The sequence below is a fragment of the Commensalibacter oyaizuii genome (assembly GCF_029953265.1).
Classification (GTDB): domain Bacteria; phylum Pseudomonadota; class Alphaproteobacteria; order Acetobacterales; family Acetobacteraceae; genus Commensalibacter; species Commensalibacter oyaizuii.
Window position 1 is genome coordinate 987,770 of sequence record NZ_JASBAO010000001.1, and the last position, 20,195, is coordinate 1,007,964.

The window sequence follows — 20,195 nt, forward strand, 5'->3', positions numbered from 1 at the left end:
ATAATTCCATCTGAATACAAATTAAAACTTATAAAAAACCTCAATTTTACTAGCATTCTAATCGATGCTTATGGCCAAAGATATTTTACTGTTGATATAATGATACGTAGCCGTTAAATATCTGTGTAATTACTTATTCAACCTTCTTTCACTTTTGTTTAGTTTTTAACTATATTAAAAACTAAACAAAACATTCTAGGTAACAAAGCGGGATCATTTTAAATGCGTTTATTTTCTTCCCTACGCCTGCCTATGTTTGACCGCTATATTTTACATCAATTATTGATCGCATTAGTGGCAACAACTGGGGGTTTAGCAGCATTAATTTGGCTAACTCAATCTTTACGCTTTGTTTCTTTGGTTGTAGATCGAGGATTATCTTTACAAGTCTTCTTGCAATTAACCGGATTATTAATCCCGTCCTTTGTTGCTATTATTTTACCGATTACGACCTTTGTCGTTGTACAATTTATCTATAACCGCTTGTCTGGGGATAGAGAAATTATTGTTATGCGTGCGGCTGGGGTTTCGTCTTTCTTCCTAGCAAGACCAGGTATTATTTGTGCAGTCATTTCAACATTGGCCTGCTTTTTATTAAATTTATGGATTGTGCCGTCTGCTTATCACTCTTTTCGTAAGTATGAATTTAAAATCAGAAATAAAATGGCTGCCTTTATGTTACAAGAAGGCGTATTTACCAACGTCTCAGATAATTTAACAGTTTATATTAAATCAAAAGATCATAATGGGGTGCTGAAAGGAATATTGGTTGAAGATGACCGCCAACCAGATAATAAAGCCACCATTTTAGCAGAAAGCGGGAATATCGTTATTCTAAATGATAAACCTCAAGTTGTGTTATTTAACGGCTCTCGCGAGGTCATTGATAAAAAAACAGGACGTTTAAATGTCCTTAATTTCAATCGAAACACAATAGATCTTTCTTCCAATAAGGGAGATTCAACACGATCACGTGATGCAACGGAGATGTCGCTGTACGAACTATTACACCCCAATCCAGAAGAAGTTTTTAATCGTGATTTTGGAAAATTAGCTGTTGAGGCCCACCGACGCCTGACATCCCCTTTGACTGTTTTTTCATTCACTATGATTGCGTTGGTCAGTGTACTAAGGGGTGGATTTGCTAGATTTGGCAATGTTTTACGCCCACTAGGTGCTATATTTACTGTTGTTGGCATTATGGCCGCAACTTTGATTATTCAAAATTTGGCTAGTCGCAATGTTGACTTAATCCCTCTGATATGGGTTATGGCCATCGTTCCAGGCATTATCGCAACAACTATTTTATTTGGACCAGAATTAAGAACTAAAAATTTAAAACCCACTCTTCTTTCCTCACCACCAAGAAAAGGAGGGTAAACCATGCTGATAGCAAAAACAATTTCCGTATATATCGCCAAGCAGTTTACTTTTGCTTCTATTTCTATGATTTTGGCTTTAACGGGCATCGTGTCATTATTTGATTTTATCGATCTACTACGTCGCGTTGCAACCAGGCCACATGTCTCTACAGGGGTTGCAACCTCGATTGCATTATATCACATTCCCAATTTCTGTATGCAAATCTTGCCCTTTGGTGTTTTACTTGGGGGAATTATCTGTTTTTGGCGCCTTACACGTTCCTCGGAATTAATCGTAACACGAGCAGCTGGAATATCTGCATGGCAATTTCTGATGGCACCCGTCGTTTGTGCGTTCAGTATTGGTTTATTATCAATAATGATTATCTCCCCTATCTCATCAAATTTCTATCGCCAAGCAGAAATTCTCGATCAAACTTATCTTCGTTCCAATGGGGGAAAACTTACCAACCTTTCAGAAGGTGCTTTATGGATTAGACAATCGGACAAAGAGCTTGGCCGTAAAGGTGTTGCAATTTTACATGCACAGTCAGTGAAAGTAGAGAATAAAGTCCTACACTTAAAGGGAATCAGCATTTTCAGACTTGACGATTCAGATCATTTACTGGTTCGTATTGAATCATCTTCTGGATATTTGGATCATGATCATTTTTGGGTATTAAAAGATGCACAATCTATCAAACCTGACAAATTACCTGTTTCTTTAGGAACAATTAAATTGCCAACAAATCTGTCCTTATCCAATATTCAAGAAAGCTTTTCTTCGCCAGACACGTTATCGTTTTGGGCTTTACCTGGGTTTATTAAATTGCTTGACGAATCTGGATTTTCCTCAATCAGTCATCGCTTACGTTTTCAAGCTTTGTTAGCACAACCCTTACTAGCAGCTACAATGGCTTTAGTGGCAGCTGGATTTGCTACACGTTCAACACGTCGGGGTGGTGTTACAAGAATGATTGGTTCAGGGGTCGCAGCTGGATTTGCTTTGTTCACAATTTCCAAAGTTGCTGAACAATTCGGAGAATCTGGTGCTTTACCTACCTTTATGGCAGCGTGGGCACCTACAGCAGCTGGACTTTGTTTAGCAATATCTCTTCTTATCCATTTGGAAGATGGCTAATGCGCACTTATACACTAAAACAATTTACCAAAAAAATGAAACGAAAATGTAATAACAAATCCTGGTTGATGCTGGGTATTGTAGGTGGGTCAATGACTTTGATCGGACTGACTTGGCACGATCCTGCATTTTCCCAGCAAAATATACAAATTGCTCATTCAAATATTGGTAAATCAAATGGAGCACCCTTTACTGGAAAGGATGCTATTACCTTTCAAGCAGATAAAGTCTCTTACGATTCTAAGACTGGTGAAGTAACTTGGCTTGGCGATGTGCATATTTGGCAAAACGACCATGTTCTGCGTGCTGACAAAATCGTTTTTAATCGCACGACAAATATTGCAACTGCCAGCGGGAACGTATCGATGGTTGAACCCGATGGTGAGATCCTTTTCACCCAACATATCCAACTTGGGGAAAATATGCGTGAAGGTGTCATGGACCAAGTTTATGCCATCTTGGCCGATAACGGCAAGCTTGCTGCCAATGGTGCACGCAGAACTGGGGGAAGGGTTCACGACTTTAGCAGATCTGTATACACAGCCTGCCCTATTTGTGAAAAAAAACCAAAAAAAGCACCTTTTTGGCAATTGCGATCTTATCAAGCCACCCGCGACATGGAAAACCAACGTATTGATTTCTCTGATACATTCCTAGATTTCTTTGGTGTTCCTGTTTTCTATATGCCCTTTTTCTCGATCGTTGATCCTTCAGTTAAGCGACAAAGTGGTTTTTTAATTCCTAGTATCAATTTTAATAGTAAATATATTGGTGCATACACAACTATTCCCTATTATTGGGCAATCAATCAGTGGTCTGATTTAACCCTAAGCCCGTTATTTGCAACCAAAACTGGCCCCCAACTTAGTGCCATTTATCGCGCACGCTTTAACCAAGGAATGTTAAGGGTTGAAGGCGGTGTTGCTGATGATACTGTATCTAAACGTCCTTGGAGAAACGCCATTGGAGATACTATTCACAGTAACGGTAACGGCGCACAAGGATATTTGTTCTTAAAAACAGAATGGGCTTTAAACGAAAACTGGCGTTATGGTGCAAATGTCAATCTAGCAACCTCTGCAGACTACATGCGAGACTATCGTATTAACGGGTATGGGCAAGATACCTTGCAATCAAATCTATATTTAGAAGGATTTGGTGAAGGTGCCTATTCTAAAGTTACAATGCAAGCATTTCAAGGATTAAATCGAGGGGTTATCAACGATTCCGATCTACCTTTTGTTCTTCCTCGATATACATACAGCTATTTTGGCCAACCAGATGCATTGGGTGGACGCTTCTCTTTAAATACTACCAACTTCATTTTATACCGCCCAACTGGAGTATCTGATCAAAGAGCCCAGCTGGCATTAAATTGGGATCGTCCCTTTAGCAACAACTTGGGACAAAAGTGGCTACTGACCTTGCATGTTGATTCTAATATTTATCGTGCCAGCCACCTATATCAACAACCATTATATTTAAATCAACGTGGCACTCAAATCTCAGGTCAGGCTTTACCTACTATTGCATTAAAAATGAACTGGCCGTTTCTTAGAAATTTCCATGTCGGTCATTCAACTGGAACACAAATTATTGAACCTATTGTTCAATTAATTGCAGCCCCTAATGCGCAAGGAGGGCGGTCGTGGAATATGCCAAACGAGGATAGTTTGGCATATGAATTTACCGATTCAACCTTATTTGCATTAAATCGATTTCAAGGAACAGATAGATTAGATGGCGGTGCCAGAGCCAACGTCGGTATTCACGGCAACTGGACTTGGGACGGCCACAGCATTGATACTTTGGTAGGTCAAAGCTACCAAACCAATGTGCAACGAGATATTCCAGCTTATTCTGGGGTTAATCGACATATGTCTGATATTGTCACTCGTATCCGTATATCCCCTGTACAATGGTTTAGTGGGACAGGCAGGGCCAGAATTGACCCTTATAGCGGGGATATTAGTTTTGCCGAAGGAATATTTAACGCAGGATTTCGTCATTTTGGTATTAACGGTGGCTATATTTATGAACCTGTTACCCCCTACTACTATTATTTTGGTAATCCTTTTACCAGCAACGGCCCTTCTTATCTGTATAAAGAAAAGACAAGCGAACTTACCTTAGGCGCTTCAACTGACTGGGATCATTGGCATGCCTCAGCCTTTGGAAGAAGAAGCTTATCTAGAAAACAAAATGTCGCTATTGGTGGCACTGTTGGCTACAGAAATGATTGCTTTAGCTTGGATACAATTTATTTTAAACAGTATACTATGATTAATGGCGAATCAAACAGCGACACCGTTTTATTTATGTTAACCTTTAAAACTCTAGGAGCCTTCGGGATCAACGGATGATATATACAAAACATAAGTTTTCTCAATATCGATCAACGTCTTGTTTAGCTCTGATGGGGATATTTTTAGCCTTTGCCCCTGCTACAACCTTTGCCACAAGTCATAAAGGACACCACGCATCTACCCCTCAATCAGATTCTCAGATTGTTAGTGACGGATATTCAAGTGATTCCAACCAAGCAAGCACGGAAAGTAAAATCGTTGCAATTATTAATGGGCAACTGCTGACCCAACGCGATATCAACAACCGTGAAAAATTATTCCAATTAACAGCAGGCATCCGCTTGACACCAGATGTGTTACAGCGCATGAGGCCACAGTTAATCAAACAATTAATAACGGAACGCCTGCACACCCAAGAAATGTTGCGAAGGAATATCAATATATCTCCTGAACAAATTGCCCAAGCAATTGCAGATATCGAAAAACGTAACAACATGCCCCCTAATGCATTAAGGGACCGGCTGTCACAGGACGGTGTATCTTTAACTACCTTGATTGATCAAATCCGCCTGCAACTAGGATGGGGAAAAGTCATCCAACAAGATTTAGGCAGCCAAAGCCGTATCACCGCACAGGAAGTTGAACAACGTCAAAAAGCTTTAAAACACGAAGTTGGACGACCTGAATATTTAATCAGCGAAATTTTTGTTCCCGTTGAAAACGCACGCCATCCAGAGCAAGAATTGCAATTTACAAAAACAATTATCCAACAATTAAGAAACGGCGCCCCATTCCCCATCGTTGCTGCCCAATTTTCACAAGCACAAAGCGCCCTACAAGGCGGTGCATTAGGATGGGTCCAAGAAGATAATCTTGATCCAGAAGTTGCCGCTATTGCACGTAAAATGCCAATTGGTGCTATTTCAAACCCTATCCAAGTCGCAGGGGGATATATTATTGCAACATTGGGGGGACGCAGAACCATTGGTAATGAAATGGGTACGTTAATGAAGATTAAACAAGTCTTTATTCCATTTTCATCAAAATTAAATCCACAACATCCAACTCCACAACAAGTAAGCGTTTTAAATCAAGTTAATAAACTAAGAACTTCTATGCATTCCTGCCAACAAGCAGAGGAAGCAAATCAAAAAGCAGGAAATGTCCGTCCTTCTGATCCTGGTGAAGTACAGTTGGAACGTTTAAATCCAGAGATGGCTAATATTTTACAAGATTTACAACCTGGGCAAGTCAGTAAACCATTAGTATCTGTTGATGGTATTGCTCTGTTAATGGTATGTTCTCGCGAAAAGAAAAATATTGCTGACATCTCTGCCAGCGAAATTGCAAACCAACTACTTAATCAACGTGTTGAGCAAATTTCTCAACAACTAGACCGCGACCTACATCGTCAAGCGATTATTGAAATACAAAAGCCCGATAATGGATCCAGTAAAAAGACATCTTCCCCCACTAAAGACCAGCATAAATAAATATAACCTGCATGCAAAAAAATCATTGGGACAGCATTTTCTGTTGGACCCAATGATCAATCAGCAAATTATCGCACTGGCTGGGGATATTAAAAATAAAACGCTTGTTGAAGTAGGCCCTGGTCCTGGTGGATTGACCAGGGCCTTACTAGACAGCCCTGCCCGTTGCGTTATCGGTGTTGAAGTTGATCAGCGTGCATTGTTATTGTTAAACGAACTAAAAGAATATTATCCTGAGCGTTTTAAGATTGTTGAACATGATGCGTTGAAACTTGATCTGACAACATTATGCGATTCCCCTCGTCAAATAATCTCTAACTTACCTTATAATATTGGAACCACTTTATTTTTAGGATGGCTAAAACAAGGAGCGGCATGGGATCGCATGACGTTAATGTTCCAACAAGAAGTGGCAGAACGAATTTGTGCTGCCCCGAATACGGAATTCTATGGACGCTTGTCTGTAATTGCGCAGTGGGTGGCAAACTGCGCAATTGTAAAGCGCATTCCTCCCGGTGCCTTTTCACCCCCTCCAAAGGTATACTCAGCTGTTGTTAATGTCGTTCCAAAATCTGAGCAACCTTCCCCCATATTGTTTAAAGCAATGGAGACCGTTACCGCTGCGGCATTTGGTCAACGTCGAAAAATGCTGAAAGGTGCATTAAAAACAATTGATGGGGTCAATTTGCTAGCCAAAGCAAACATCGATGGAACTAGACGGGCAGAAACTCTCAACATTTCTGAATTCGATCAGCTTGCCCGCCTATACGCACAAAATAACAACTTATAATGTCTTGGCTTCGATCTCAGCTTGCATCATATAATCCCGTGTAATTGGTAAGGCATTTAAGCTGGGGCTTATTTGTAGCTGGAAATTCATGTGGTTATGATAATAAAATGACAATTCACAAGATGAAAGATAAAATTCAAACATTCTGTAAAAGCGTGCATCATACATCTTGATAATTTCATCTTTTTTCTGTTCTACACGCTCGCGCCATAATCGAAGTGTTTTAGCATAGTGTAATCGTAGGATTTCACAATCTGTAACCCATAATCCACTTTTTTCAATAGCACCGAATGTTTCACTTAATGAAGGGGAATATCCCCCTGGAAAAATATATTTATTAATCCACGCATTCGTTGAACCCGGGCCATCTGAACGGCCAATTGAATGCAACAACATGACCCCATCTGATTTCAGAATTTTCTTAATTTCTTTGAAAAAATCGGCATAAAAATGAACACCTACATGTTCGAACATTCCCACTGAAACAATGCGATCGTATTGAGTCTTAACCAATCGATAATCCATTAGCTTAAACTGGACTTTATCCTCTAAGCCTTCTTCTTTTGCTCTGGTTTTTGCAATCTGTAATTGTTCCTGAGAAAGTGTAATACCCGTTACATTGGCCCCATATCGTTTAGCAAGAAATAGAGCCATCCCCCCCCAACCACAGCCAATGTCTAAAACAGATAATCCAGGTTTATTCAGTAACAACTTTGAAGCAATATGGTGCTTTTTAGCTTCTTGAGCCTCGTCTAAATCTTCATTTCCATTATTGAAATACGCACATGAATACTGACGATCTTTGTCTAGAAACAAATCATACAAAGCGCTGTTTAAATCATAATGATGGGCAACATTTTTACGAGACCGTTGCATAACATTTAATTGAGACCAAGACCGTTTGGCAAACCTTAGGACAAAAGCAATCTTTTCACCAACATGATCCTGTTGCAGATCATTTTGCAAAATCACTTTTAAAACTTGATAAATCGAGCAATCAATTGGGCGTATACTTTCATCCATATATCCTTCACCAAATGCTAGGCCTGGATTAGTAAGCAGACGCATATAAATTTCTACTGTTGCAAATTCAACCGTTGCAAAATCTTGAGCATTAATGTCCCCATATACTCTACGGGTTTTATTTGGGAAAATAACTTCTAAGCGCCCTTTTTTAATCAGTTTTTTAAGAATAGCATCCAACATGCCAAACATATATTAGCCTCCATAAACGAAGATCACCTGATAATAATTATCTTTACTATAACTTTCTTACTTTTTTGAAAAAAAAACAAATAGGTTATGATTTATTCTCATAAAATTTAAAATTCTGTGTATAAAATCCCTACAAGATATAAAAAAAACGGGGGATAAATCCCCCGCTTTTCTAAACAACCGCATTTAGGCGCTTAAATAATTATTCAACCGTTGTTTGTTCAGTTTCAGCTGGTGCATCTTCCAATAGCTCAGCGTTCACTTCTTCAACAGCAACAACTTCTTCAATGACTTCAATTTGTGTTGCTTCACCTTTGGCTTGACGTTCAGCTTCTTCAACAGAACGTGCAACATTGACATTAACGTCTAAATGAACCTCTGGATGTAACTGTACCTTAACTTGGTACAGACCCAAAGCTTTAATTGGATGAGCAATTTCAACTTGCTGACGGCGAATGGTTAGTCCTTCTTTTTCTGCTGCTTCACGAATATCACGTGCAGTCACAGAGCCGTACAAGCTTCCACTTTCGCCAGCTTGGCGAATAATGACAACCGTTAAGCCTTGTAAACGTTCCAAGAGACGTTCTGCCTCTTCACGACGTTTAATATTTTGTGCTTCTAACTGGCTACGTTCTCTTTCAAAACGTTCACGATTAGCAGCAGTCGAACGAATAGCTTTACCTTGAGGAAGCAAATAGTTACGTGCAAAACCAGGTTTTACCTTAACCACATCACCCATTTGCCCCAGTTTTTCTACTCTTTGAAGTAGAATAACTTCTGTTGCAGACATACTATGCTCCTTCTCAGTCTTGAACGTAAGGCAAAAGTGCTAAAAAGCGAGCACGTTTAATTGCCTGTGCCAATTCACGTTGTTTCTTTGCAGAAACTGCAGTGATACGACTTGGAACGATTTTGCCACGTTCTGAAAGAAAACGAGACAATAAACGAATATCCTTGTAATCGATTTTTGGCGCATTTGCAGATGAAAAAGGACAGGTTTTACGTCTGCGGTGAAAAGGGCGACGTGCCCCTACAGCAACACGACGGGCAGCTGGATTAACTTGAAGTGTGTCTGACATGAATTATGCCTCCTCTTCTTCAGAATGGCTGTTAGCAAAACCATTATCATCTGCACCATCTTCTTCAGAATGCTTACGACCGCTGTCATAACGACCAGATGATTTAGGACCACGATTGCTGCTTGAACGATCTTTATCATCGCCTTTACGTGACAGGATTGGAGAAGGTGCCTCATCAATCGCATCGATACGTAGTGTCATAAAACGAAGCACATCTTCGTTCAGATTTAATTGACGTTCTACTTCTTTAATCGTTGTTGACTTTGCGTCAACGCCTAATAATACATAGTGGCCTTTACGATTTTTCTTAACTCTATACGCTAAGGTACGTAAACCCCAATATTCGCGTTTTTGAATGGAACCTTCTTCACTTTCAATTAAAGAAGCTACTCCATTCGTGATATCTTCAACTTGTTGTTGAGTAATATCATTACGTGCAATAAACACGCACTCATATAATGGCATATTATCTCCCTTCGGCTGACTTCAACCCAATGAAACCAATAAAATTATTGGCTAACTCTTCCAACTTTTGGGTATAGCCAAGGTATAGCCGTAAAACCTTGGCAGGGAAGAACCTTCTTAAAACCACAAAACTATAAATTTTGCAAGATATTATATTACTTTTGATTTAAAAATTGCTTGGGTATTGGCAGTTGCAAAACATCAGGAATATTCCACAATTCTGTCTCAGTTTTAATAGGTTCAAATCCAGCATTTTGATATATTTTTAAAGCATTGGGATTATCAAGATTACAAGTATTGATCCGTAAACAAGCAGGTTGCTTTTGCCAAGCATAAGTAACAACTTGATTGAAAAATGCTTTTCCCAATCCCTGCCCCACCAAATGTGGCATTAATCCAAAATAAGCAATATTAATACTTAAGGGGTTACGACAATCCAATTCAAAAAAACCAGAAACAACGTTTTGACGATCCTTTAAGACATGAACTTCAACCAAAGGATCAGAAAATAATTGTTGTAAATACTGATCTGATAGTACGCGACGCATCCACCAGCAACATTGTCTGCCAACATTATTATATATATATCGATATAAAGGTATAGGAACGAAAGATAGTTTTTCCAAGGAATACTGATCTGGCAACGGATCGCCTTTTACCATAGGGGGGTGATCCATACGCAAAAACGTGATGCTAACAGTTACTGGCGTTGCAGGACGAATATTATTAATAGAATTCATAAACTACCAAATCAAAAGAAGGAGGACAGCATCCTCCTCCTTGTTTAATGACCGATTGTCTGTAATCAAATCAATTGTCGTCTAAAAACGAACGTAATTTACGACTACGACTGGGATGTTTTAATTTGCGTAAAGCCTTTGCTTCAATCTGACGTATACGTTCACGGGTTACATTAAATTGCTGACCAACTTCTTCCAAAGTATGATCGGTATTCATCCCAATACCAAAGCGCATTCTTAACACTCTTTCTTCTCTTGGGGTCAAAGATGCTAAAACTCGTGTGGTTGCTTCACGCAAATTGGTCTGAATAGCAGCATCAAGAGGAATTACCGCACTTTTATCTTCAATGAAATCGCCAAGATGGCTATCTTCCTCATCACCGATGGGGATTTCTAAAGAAATAGGTTCTTTAGCAATTTTTAAAACCTTCCGAACCTTCTCTAAAGGCATTCCCAATTTTTCAGCCAACTCTTCTGGGGTTGGCTCTCTGCCAATTTCATGAAGCATTTGACGCGAAGTACGAACCAATTTATTAATGGTTTCAATCATATGCACAGGAATACGGATCGTTCTGGCCTGATCTGCAATGGATCGAGTTATAGCCTGCCTAATCCACCATGTCGCATAAGTTGAAAACTTATAACCGCGACGATATTCGAATTTATCGACCGCCTTCATTAATCCAATATTACCCTCTTGGATTAGATCCAAGAATTGCAAACCACAATTTGTGTATTTCTTGGCAATCGAAATAACCAAGCGTAAGTTGGCTTCGATCATTTCTTTTTTGGCACGTGTTGCATCACGCTCACCATAAGAGACGGTTGAGAACACACGACGAAATTCAGAAATAGGCAACCCTACCTTTTGTGATAATTCAGCAATTTGATCACGATACTTGCTGATTTCATTGCCATATTTTTCCACAAACAGTTTCCAGTATTTCCCTGGTAAATTAGCAACCGCATCCAACCAGTCAGGATTCAATTCATATCCATGGTATTTAGATAAAAAATCATCACGAGAGATTTTACATCTCTCAGCCATTCGCAACATACTGCCTTCTAATGAAGCAAGTTTTTTAGAGACCGTTTTTAACTGTTCAACAAGAAATTCAATTTTGTTACTTTGCAAGTGAACTTGTTGGACTTCAATAATTAACTTATTACGAAGATCTTCATATTTAGTTTCAAAATCTTCGGTAACTTTTTCACCGGACTGAATAATATCCAAACGTTGAACTTGCAGCTGGTAAAGTTCTCTATAAATTTTTTCAATTTCACCAAAATGTTGAAGGATTTCGTCTTTATATTTTTCTTCTAAAGCTGACAGAGAAAGATTATTTTCCTCATTAGTATCGTCACCTTCTTCACTTTCACCCTCTGCATCTTCGCTGTCATCTTCTATCTCATCTTCATTATTAATAGAATCGGAGATGTCAGAAATATCTGTTTGATCGTACTCTGTCTGTGTGGCTTCTAAATCGACAATATCTCTTAATAATACGTCACCAGCTTTTAATTGCTCGTGCCAACCAATAATAGCCCTAAAAGTCAAGGGGCTTTCACACAGCCCACCAATCATTTGGTTACGACCTGCTTCAATTCGTTTAGCAATTGCAATCTCGCCTTCACGTGATAAAAGCTCTACCGCCCCCATTTCACGCAAATACATCCTTACAGGATCATCTGTTCTTCCAACAGAAGTCTCAGCAACGGCAGCAGGCTCGTCCCCGTCATTCTCTGTTTCATTATCCTCTTCAGAACCTACTTCTTCACTATTATCGTCTTCATTTTCTTCATTTTCGATAATCTGAATACTCATTTCAGAAAAAGCAGCCATTACATCTTCGATTTGTTCAGAAGACATTTGGTCTTGTGGAAGAATAGCATTTAACTCATCGAAAGTAACATAGCCTCGTTCTTTGCCCTTACTTATTAATCGTTTCACATCAGCAGAACGCGTATCTAAGACGTTTGGATCGTTATCACGATCGTTTGAATTGTCCTCATTACTTTTAGATGCTGCTTTTACAACCATTTTTCCGCCTTCAAAGAATAATTACTACCTAATTGATTTTTTTAAATCTATATGGGTCTTGAATACTTAGTTAAAATAAATGTTTATTTATTTTGCATTGACTCTTTTATAAAATAGCTCCTTATTCTTATATTTTAGGAGCTAGCGGAACAACTTTTACAGCCTAAAAGCAAAACAACTAAACAAAATTAGAGATGATATTTTAATCAATGGAAATCAAGACAAATCACAAAAATATTATATATTATTTCATTACACTTCTTCATCCTGTGCATTCTCTTCCCCACGTTTGACCATTTCCAAAGCCTTTAACCTTGCAATAAATGTACGTTGACGTTGCTCATCAGGACTGGCAACCCAAGCTTTTTGCGCTTGATCGACTTGATCTTTTAACTCTTGAATATTCAACAAACCATAAAAATGCCACCACTTTCTTTCTATGGACTGTTCGTTTGTATTTATATCAGAATCAGAATAGTATAAAGAAAAATTTGAAGAATTTAAAGTCTTTTCTATAAAACTATCCATCCCCCTTGCCTGCAATGTCGTCTTAATATTTTCGCAGCTTTCTGCATTTTCCATGATAACTTCTCTGATATCAGCAAGATTTTTAGGCAAACCCAACCTACAAAAAGCCTCTTCAACACTAGGTAAAATAGACGGGCAATACACCAGTAACGCCACCAAAATACACATGCGTTCATAATCAGCCCTATTTTCTTGGATAACTGGGCGAATAATTCGCAAAGTCTCAAAAGTTTTATCTTTTCGACTGGTCCTAAACCGACGATCCTTGGAATAAAACTGCGCATAAAAACGATCAAATAACACCTTGCGATATTCTTTAGAAAGATTAGGCTCTTTTATTTGATTGGCTATGGAAGATAGTCGATCACGCAACGCAGCTCGTTGTTCTGGAGACGTATCCACCATTAATTCAACAGAAATTTCATATAAAGTATCACTGAGATTACGTTTATTACGAATCAACTCTAAAAAAGCCTTTTCCCCTTGATTTTGAATAAAGCTGTCAGGGTCTTCTTTTTCTGGCAGTGTTATAAAATTCAAGGTTTGTTGTGATGTTAAAATAGGTAATGCTTCTTCTGCGGCATGCAGCATTGCCCTGTGCCCAGCACTATCTCCGTCAAAACATAAAACAGGTTTTGGTGTTGCCCGCCACAATAACCTCATCTGATCTTGGGTCAAGGCTGTTCCCAAAGGGGCCACGGCACCGTGAAAACCCGCTTGATACAAAGCAATAACATCCATATACCCTTCAACGACCAAGACTGTATTATATAAGGGATCGATATCTTTACGGCTATGGATTGAGCCAAGATTATTTAATCCATACAACACACGTCGCTTGGCAAATAAAGGTGTCTCAGGACTGTTTAAATACTTAGGCTGTCCATCCCCCAAAATTCGACCGCCGAATGCAATCACACGATTTCTTCGATCAAAGATTGGAAACATCACACGATTAAAAAAAAGCTCCCCCCCCCATTGATCGTCTGACTGCTTACGTAATAGGCCCGCCTCACCAATATGATGTATGCTATATCCCATCCCCTTTAAATAATCGATCAATCCACCCCGTCCGTCACCAGACCAACATAATCCAAATTGGTTTATACTGTGCTCTGAAATGCCTCGACGCATCAAATAATCGCGCCCCACTTTGGCACGGGGAGATTTAAATTGATCTAAATAATATTGATGGGCGGCAGCCATTAATTCATAAAGATTGTGCTGTTGCTCTTGACGTTCCTTTTGCTGAGGGGATTGCTGTGGCACCTCAAGTCCTGCCAAAGCTGCGAGCTCATACAATGCCTCGCTAAAGCTCTTCCCTTCATTTTGCATAACAAAAGAAATGACATCACCATGCGCCCCACAGCCATAACAATGAAAATGATCATCATAAATATAAAAAGAAGGTGTTTTTTCCCCGTGAAACGGACAACAGGCCTTCCAATGACGTCCAGATCTGGCAACCTTTACCTTTCTTGCAATGATACTGTGCAAAGGAACACGTTGTCGTAATTCTTCAAGAAATTGCTGATCGAACGCCACAAGTCACCTAAATTTAAATTAAGAAAGTTTTGCTTTGACCAAAGGATTAACTTTGGAAAAATCAAGTACAGCCCCATAATGTTCTTTTAAATAAGCCATGACCTTTCCCATATCCTTTATAGAGCTGGCATCAGTCTTTGCAACAGCTTCGTCCACTGCTTTTTGAATACCTGCATCATCAAGTTGGGCAGGTAAAAATGTTTCGATTACGGCAATTTCTGCCTCTTCTTTTTCAACTAACTCGTTACGACCGGCTTGCTTGTACATTTCTATAGATTCGCGACGAGATTTGATCATACCTTTTAACATTGTGATGATCTCGTCCTCTGCAACGGCATCAATACCTTTGGGGCGGGCATTGATGTCCAGATCTTTTAATTTTGCCCCAATCATCCGCAATATTGAAACTTTTTCAGCTTCTTTTGCTTTCATCGCCACTTTTAATTCTTCTTTGAAACGCTCGCGCAAATCCATTGTCTATCTCCATATACTTGTAAAAATATGTATATAACATTACTTAAATCAGGAAAAATTTTCCTGTTGAAAATTTTTACTATTCCCTATGGGAATTTTTTTCCCAATCACTTATATTACTATATAGTATATGACATTCGTCCAGCAAAGGACACAAGGACATGATGAATATCGATACAATAATCGCGCGCCTTGGGGGAATAGAACAAGCCGCACGCATTACAAAAGTCAGCACAGAGGCCATTCGTAAATGGAAACAGGCGCGTGCTATCCCTTCAAAACATTGGACGACCATTATTCAAGAAACGGGGTTAGAATTGTCTGATTTACAACCAAAAAACCAAACCGATTCTTTGCCTACCACTTGCCCAACTGGGGCAAATGCCGTACTGTTATTAGAAGACGGTACTATCTTGTGGGGAATTGGTTTTGGGGCATATTCATCAAAGGATAACCTTGCAATTGGGGAAATATGCTTTTCCACTAGCATGACGGGGTATCAGGAAACTTTAACAGATCCCTCTTTCGCAGGTCAAATTATTACCTTTACCTTTCCTCATATCGGAAATATCGGTACCAACAGCGATGATAATGAAGCCAATCAGATTGCCGCCAAAGGATTGGTCGTAAAACAAAAAATTACTGCTCCTTCAAACTGGCGTTCAGAGAAAACCCTTGAAGCATGGTTATGCGACCATCACGTCACAGGTATTTATGGTATTGATACCCGAACCCTGACATTACGTATCCGTGATCACGGTCCACAGAGTGCTTTATTGTTCTGGCCAGAAGATGGTCAATTTGACCTTGATTTTTTACAAGAACAGGTAAAATCATGGCCTGGATTACAAGGTATGGATCTAGCCAAAGAAGTCACCTGTGAAAAACCTTACACTTGGAAAGAGGGTGTTTGGCATTGGGATAATAAAACCGCAACCAAAACTAACAAAACCTATAATGTTGTCGCCGTTGACTATGGCGCTAAACAAAATATTTTCCGTAATCTGGTCGAAGTTGGATGTCAATTAACAATCGTTCCCGCAACAGCTTCGGCAGAAGAAATTTTAAGCCATCATCCAGATGGTGTGTTCTTATCAAACGGCCCTGCAGATCCTGCTGCCACAGCACATTATACTGTTCCTGTTTTAAAATCATTACTTGAAAAAAGAATTCCTATTTTTGGTATTTGCTTGGGACATCAATTACTGGCCCATGCTTTGGGTGGAAAAACCTATAAATTAGACCAAGGACATCGTGGAGCAAACCAACCCGTCCAAGATTTAAAAACAGGTAAAGTTGAAATCACCAGTCAAAACCATGGGTTTGCCGTTGATCCTGATAGCTTACCCGCCGATGCGCATGCAACCCACATCAATCTTTTTGATGGTTCAAACGAAGGCATTGCTTCTGATACCTATCCTGTGTTTTCTGTACAATACCACCCAGAGGCAAGCCCTGGACCAACCGATAGCCATTATCTATTCCAACGCTTTGCAGAGCTAATGGATAATCATTCCCCAAATAAAAAACAATAAGGTGCTCTTATGCCTAAACGGACAGATATATCTTCTATTATGATTATTGGTGCTGGCCCGATTGTTATCGGTCAGGCATGTGAATTCGACTATTCAGGGGCCCAAGCGTGTAAAGCACTTAAGGAAGAAGGCTATCGGGTAATTTTAGTAAATTCTAACCCCGCCACCATTATGACCGATCCTGATATGGCTGATGCAACTTATATCGAGCCTATCACCCCTGAAACGGTGGAACGCATTATTTTAAAAGAAAAACCTGATGCCATTTTACCAACCATGGGTGGACAGACAGCTCTGAATACAGCAATGGCATTGGACAAATCTGGTTTTTTACAGCAACATAATGTTGAACTCATTGGTGCCAAAGCAGACGTTATTGATCGTGCTGAGGATCGTCTAAAATTCCGTGAGACTATGGAAAAGATCGGTATTGAAAGCCCTCGCAGTACAATCGCACACACTATTGAAGAAGCCCGAGAAGCATTAAAATATACTGGGTTACCTGCAGTTATTCGCCCATCTTTTACTTTGGGTGGTTCTGGGGGTGGAATTGCCTATAACAAAGATGAATTTGAAGCTATTGTTTCTTCGGGTTTAGATGCTTCTCCAACAACTGAAGTATTGATCGAAGAGAGTATTTTAGGATGGAAAGAATATGAAATGGAAGTTGTTCGCGACAAAGCGGATAACTGTATCATTATCTGTTCCATCGAAAATATTGATCCAATGGGAATTCATACTGGGGATTCAATCACTGTAGCCCCAGCTTTGACATTAACCGACAAAGAATATCAACGGATGCGCGATGCGTCTATTGCCTGTTTACGTGCGATTGGTGTTGATACAGGGGGATCAAACGTCCAATTTGGGCTTAATCCAGTCGATGGCCGCATGGTCGTCATCGAGATGAATCCTCGTGTCTCTCGCTCTTCAGCACTGGCATCCAAGGCAACAGGTTTCCCGATTGCTAAAATCGCAGCGAAGTTGGCTGTTGGATATACGTTGGATGAATTAAAAAATGACATAACAAAAACAACCCCAGCCTCCTTCGAACCAACAATTGACTATGTAGTTATTAAAATCCCTCGTTTTACCTTTGAAAAATTTCCAGGCACCCCTGCTTTGCTAAGCACCAGCATGAAATCTGTTGGTGAAGCCATGGCTATTGGTCGCAGCTTCCCTGAGGCTTTGCAAAAAGGGTTGCGTTCAATGGAAATTGGACTTTCTGGATTAGACCCTATAGAGGTCCCTGGTGACGGTGATGATGATGCCTTTCGTGCGGTTCTCTCTCAACCTCGTCCCAATCGTATTTTAATGGCAGCCCAAGCAATCCGTGCAGGACTTTCTTTAGAACGCATTCATGAAGCTTGTCGTTTCGATCCATGGTTTTTACGCGAATTAGAGAATATTATTCGCGCTGAACAGGAATTGCAAACAAACGGTTTACCCAAAGATACCTACTCATTAAGAGCCGTTAAAGCGCTAGGTTTTTCTGATAAACAACTTGCAACTTTAACCAATACCAGCGAAGCAGAGGTATTACAGCTACGTGAACAGTTGAATGTATATGCTGTTTACAAGCGCATTGATACCTGTGCGGGTGAATTTGCATCTTCTACTTCTTATATGTATTCAACCTATGAAGGCAGCTTTAACGCCCCAATTTGTGAAAGCAATCCAACCGATCGTGAAAAAATCATTATTTTAGGGGGGGGGCCGAACAGAATTGGGCAAGGCATCGAATTTGATTATTGTTGTGTTCATGCCTCTTACGCCCTTAGAGAAGCAGGGTACGAAACCATTATGGTGAATTGTAATCCTGAAACCGTTTCAACAGATTATGATACCTCTGATCGACTATACTTTGAACCTTTGACAAGTGAAGACGTCATTTCCTTAATCCGTTGTGAACAACAAAATGGCAAACTGAAGGGCTGTATTGTTCAATATGGTGGGCAAACACCGTTAAAATTATCCAAAGCTTTGGAAGATGCTGGTATTCCCTTACTAGGAACCCCCGCCGATGCCATTGATTTAGCCGAAGATCGTGAACGTTTCCAAGTTCTGTTACAAAAACTTGGTCTGCGCCAACCTTTAAACGGGATCGCGCATAATGGAGACGAAGCAGAAGCGATTGCAGAACAAATTGGATATCCTGTGGTTATTCGTCCTTCTTATGTTTTGGGTGGACGGGCTATGGAAATTGTTTATGACAAAAACAGTTTGCATCGTTATTTACGTGAAGTACTACAATATGCAGGCGCGGATGTGACCTCTGGCCCATTACTGATTGACCAATATCTTAGCGATGCCATTGAAACAGATGTTGATTGTCTTGCTGATGGCGAGGATGTATATGTCGCCGGGGTTATGGAACATATCGAGCAAGCTGGTATTCACTCTGGTGACAGTGCCTGTTCCATTCCCCCATATACCCTATCCCCTGCTGTTGTTACTGAATTAAAAGCCCAAACCACCACTTTGGCCAAAGCATTGGGAATTGTCGGGCTAATGAATGTGCAATATGCGATTAAAAATAATGAAATCTTTATTTTAGAGGTCAATCCCCGCGCCTCAAGAACCGTACCGTTCGTAGCCAAAGCAACGGGGGTTCCCGTGGCAAAAATTGGTGCGCGTGTTATGGCTGGGGAAAAATTAAAATCTTTCGCATTAAAAGATCGTGCTATTTCAAGTCATGTTGCCGTAAAAGAAGCAGTTTTTCCGTTCGCACGTTTTCCCAATGTTGATATTATTTTGGGCCCTGAAATGCGCTCTACAGGTGAAGTTATGGGCGTTGATGTTTCCTTTGAACGTGCCTTTGCCAAATCGCAATTAGGGGCTGGGGTTAATTTACCTTTAACGGGTACAGTATTTCTGTCTGTTCGGCATAGCGATCGCACAGCTTTATTATCCATAGGTCGTAAATTGGCGGAAATGGGCTTTACGATTTACGCAACCAGAGGTTCGGCTGAAACGTTAAAACAAGCAGGTATTGAAGCAAAAATCGTAAACAAAGTTCTTGAAGGTCGCCCCCATTGTGTGGATGCTATTTTGTCGGGTGAGGTTCAATTGATCATTAATACCGTTCAAGGGGCACAAGCGACCGCAGATAGTTTTGACATTCGTCATTCCGCCTTGACCCATGGTATTCCCCATTACACAACCATGGCAGGCGCCATTGCCGCAGTACACGCAATTTCAGCCTTACGTGAGGGACAATTAGACGTTGCCCCCTTGCAGTCATACTTAAAACATTAAAAAACGTTATTCTAAAAGAAAGAAAATAATCTTTCTTTTAGAATATTTGCAAAACAAATCCTTCAAATAACTACCTAATATTTTTATTTTTGAATTAAAATTAAAAATTACATAAAACGATTTACGTTTTGTCATAATTCTACTAAATATTAATAATCATCCGTAATAAATTTATTTAGTTCTAAATAAATATAATGGGTTACATTAATCTTAGTCACGATATA

General features: G+C 39.8%; 15 protein-coding genes. 7 read left to right on the top strand and 8 right to left on the bottom strand.

What is annotated here, in order from left to right; translation table 11 throughout:
* Positions 1-222 precede the first annotated feature (222 nt).
* Genes lptF through rsmA form a run of 5 tightly spaced genes read left to right on the top strand, consistent with a single transcriptional unit; the run spans position 223 to position 7,091 of the window.
* Positions 223-1,380, top strand: coding sequence for an LPS export ABC transporter permease LptF (lptF, locus tag QJV27_RS04365; protein ID WP_281447754.1), 1,158 nt, complete (start codon positions 223-225; stop codon positions 1,378-1,380).
* Positions 1,381-1,383: 3 nt separating this feature from the next.
* Positions 1,384-2,502, top strand: coding sequence for an LPS export ABC transporter permease LptG (lptG, locus tag QJV27_RS04370; RefSeq protein WP_281447755.1), 1,119 nt, complete (start codon positions 1,384-1,386; stop codon positions 2,500-2,502).
* Entirely contained in the window at positions 2,502-4,865 is a 2,364-nt protein-coding gene (locus tag QJV27_RS04375) for an LPS-assembly protein LptD (RefSeq protein ID WP_281447756.1), read from the top strand. The genes lptG and QJV27_RS04375 overlap by 1 nt, the downstream gene beginning before the upstream one ends.
* Positions 4,862-6,301, top strand: coding sequence for a peptidylprolyl isomerase (locus QJV27_RS04380; RefSeq protein ID WP_281447757.1), 1,440 nt, complete (start codon positions 4,862-4,864; stop codon positions 6,299-6,301). The genes QJV27_RS04375 and QJV27_RS04380 overlap by 4 nt, the downstream gene beginning before the upstream one ends.
* On the top strand, positions 6,252-7,091 hold the full coding sequence (rsmA, locus tag QJV27_RS04385) for a 16S rRNA (adenine(1518)-N(6)/adenine(1519)-N(6))-dimethyltransferase RsmA (protein ID WP_281447758.1): 840 nt from the start codon (positions 6,252-6,254) through the stop codon (positions 7,089-7,091). The genes QJV27_RS04380 and rsmA overlap by 50 nt, the downstream gene beginning before the upstream one ends.
* Here rsmA and QJV27_RS04390 read toward each other — a convergent pair.
* The 8 genes from QJV27_RS04390 to QJV27_RS04425 all read right to left on the bottom strand — a co-directional run bounded on the left by QJV27_RS04390 (position 7,086) and on the right by QJV27_RS04425 (position 15,178).
* A complete protein-coding gene (locus QJV27_RS04390; protein WP_281447759.1) occupies positions 7,086-8,306 on the bottom strand; it encodes a class I SAM-dependent methyltransferase in 1,221 nt (406 codons plus the stop codon). The genes rsmA and QJV27_RS04390 overlap by 6 nt on opposite strands.
* Positions 8,307-8,508: 202 nt before the next feature.
* Entirely contained in the window at positions 8,509-9,096 is a 588-nt protein-coding gene (rplI, locus tag QJV27_RS04395; protein WP_281447760.1) for a 50S ribosomal protein L9, read from the bottom strand.
* Between the two features lie 13 nt (positions 9,097-9,109).
* Positions 9,110-9,385 carry a 30S ribosomal protein S18 gene (gene rpsR, locus QJV27_RS04400; RefSeq protein ID WP_281447761.1) on the bottom strand — a complete coding sequence of 92 codons (276 nt, stop codon included), beginning with the start codon at positions 9,383-9,385 and terminating at the stop codon, positions 9,110-9,112.
* 3 nt (positions 9,386-9,388) lie between these two features.
* Positions 9,389-9,850 (bottom strand): 30S ribosomal protein S6, encoded by a 462-nt coding sequence (gene rpsF / locus QJV27_RS04405; protein WP_281447762.1) that lies wholly within the window; start codon positions 9,848-9,850, stop codon positions 9,389-9,391.
* A 155-nt stretch (positions 9,851-10,005) separates the two neighbouring features.
* On the bottom strand, positions 10,006-10,590 hold the full coding sequence (locus tag QJV27_RS04410) for a GNAT family N-acetyltransferase (protein WP_281447763.1): 585 nt from the start codon (positions 10,588-10,590) through the stop codon (positions 10,006-10,008).
* Between the two features lie 70 nt (positions 10,591-10,660).
* On the bottom strand, positions 10,661-12,631 hold the full coding sequence (gene rpoD, locus QJV27_RS04415; RefSeq protein WP_281447764.1) for an RNA polymerase sigma factor RpoD: 1,971 nt from the start codon (positions 12,629-12,631) through the stop codon (positions 10,661-10,663).
* Between the two features lie 252 nt (positions 12,632-12,883).
* Positions 12,884-14,704, bottom strand: a complete 1,821-nt coding sequence (gene dnaG / locus QJV27_RS04420; RefSeq protein ID WP_281447765.1) for a DNA primase — start codon at positions 14,702-14,704, stop codon at positions 12,884-12,886.
* An 18-nt stretch (positions 14,705-14,722) separates the two neighbouring features.
* A complete protein-coding gene (locus QJV27_RS04425; RefSeq protein ID WP_281447766.1) occupies positions 14,723-15,178 on the bottom strand; it encodes a GatB/YqeY domain-containing protein in 456 nt (151 codons plus the stop codon).
* A 164-nt stretch (positions 15,179-15,342) separates the two neighbouring features.
* Between QJV27_RS04425 and carA the strand changes: the two genes are divergently transcribed.
* Together carA and carB are read left to right on the top strand one after the other, a co-directional pair.
* The gene (gene carA, locus QJV27_RS04430; protein ID WP_281448970.1) at positions 15,343-16,713 is read left to right on the top strand and encodes a glutamine-hydrolyzing carbamoyl-phosphate synthase small subunit; all 1,371 of its coding nucleotides are present in this window, start codon (positions 15,343-15,345) and stop codon (positions 16,711-16,713) included.
* Between the two features lie 9 nt (positions 16,714-16,722).
* Complete coding sequence (gene carB / locus QJV27_RS04435) at positions 16,723-19,971, top strand: carbamoyl-phosphate synthase large subunit (RefSeq protein ID WP_281447767.1); 3,249 nt, start codon at positions 16,723-16,725, stop codon at positions 19,969-19,971.
* Positions 19,972-20,195: the final 224 nt, after the last annotated feature.

Excerpts from the sequence above, each read along its gene's own strand:
- rpsF (WP_281447762.1), bottom strand. The coding sequence starts at position 9,850 with ATGCCATTATATGAGTGCGTGTTTATTGCACGTAATGATATTACTCAA.
- carB (WP_281447767.1), top strand. The coding sequence starts at position 16,723 with ATGCCTAAACGGACAGATATATCTTCTATTATGATTATTGGTGCTGGC.
- QJV27_RS04410 (WP_281447763.1), bottom strand. The coding sequence starts at position 10,590 with ATGAATTCTATTAATAATATTCGTCCTGCAACGCCAGTAACTGTTAGC.
- rsmA (WP_281447758.1), top strand. The coding sequence starts at position 6,252 with ATGGATCCAGTAAAAAGACATCTTCCCCCACTAAAGACCAGCATAAAT.
- carA (WP_281448970.1), top strand. The coding sequence starts at position 15,343 with ATGAATATCGATACAATAATCGCGCGCCTTGGGGGAATAGAACAAGCC.
- rpoD (WP_281447764.1), bottom strand. The coding sequence starts at position 12,631 with ATGGTTGTAAAAGCAGCATCTAAAAGTAATGAGGACAATTCAAACGAT.
- QJV27_RS04390 (WP_281447759.1), bottom strand. The coding sequence starts at position 8,306 with ATGTTTGGCATGTTGGATGCTATTCTTAAAAAACTGATTAAAAAAGGG.
- rpsR (WP_281447761.1), bottom strand. The coding sequence starts at position 9,385 with ATGTCAGACACACTTCAAGTTAATCCAGCTGCCCGTCGTGTTGCTGTA.
- QJV27_RS04380 (WP_281447757.1), top strand. The coding sequence starts at position 4,862 with ATGATATATACAAAACATAAGTTTTCTCAATATCGATCAACGTCTTGT.
- lptF (WP_281447754.1), top strand. The coding sequence starts at position 223 with ATGCGTTTATTTTCTTCCCTACGCCTGCCTATGTTTGACCGCTATATT.
- QJV27_RS04425 (WP_281447766.1), bottom strand. The coding sequence starts at position 15,178 with ATGGATTTGCGCGAGCGTTTCAAAGAAGAATTAAAAGTGGCGATGAAA.
- rplI (WP_281447760.1), bottom strand. The coding sequence starts at position 9,096 with ATGTCTGCAACAGAAGTTATTCTACTTCAAAGAGTAGAAAAACTGGGG.
- lptG (WP_281447755.1), top strand. The coding sequence starts at position 1,384 with ATGCTGATAGCAAAAACAATTTCCGTATATATCGCCAAGCAGTTTACT.
- QJV27_RS04375 (WP_281447756.1), top strand. The coding sequence starts at position 2,502 with ATGCGCACTTATACACTAAAACAATTTACCAAAAAAATGAAACGAAAA.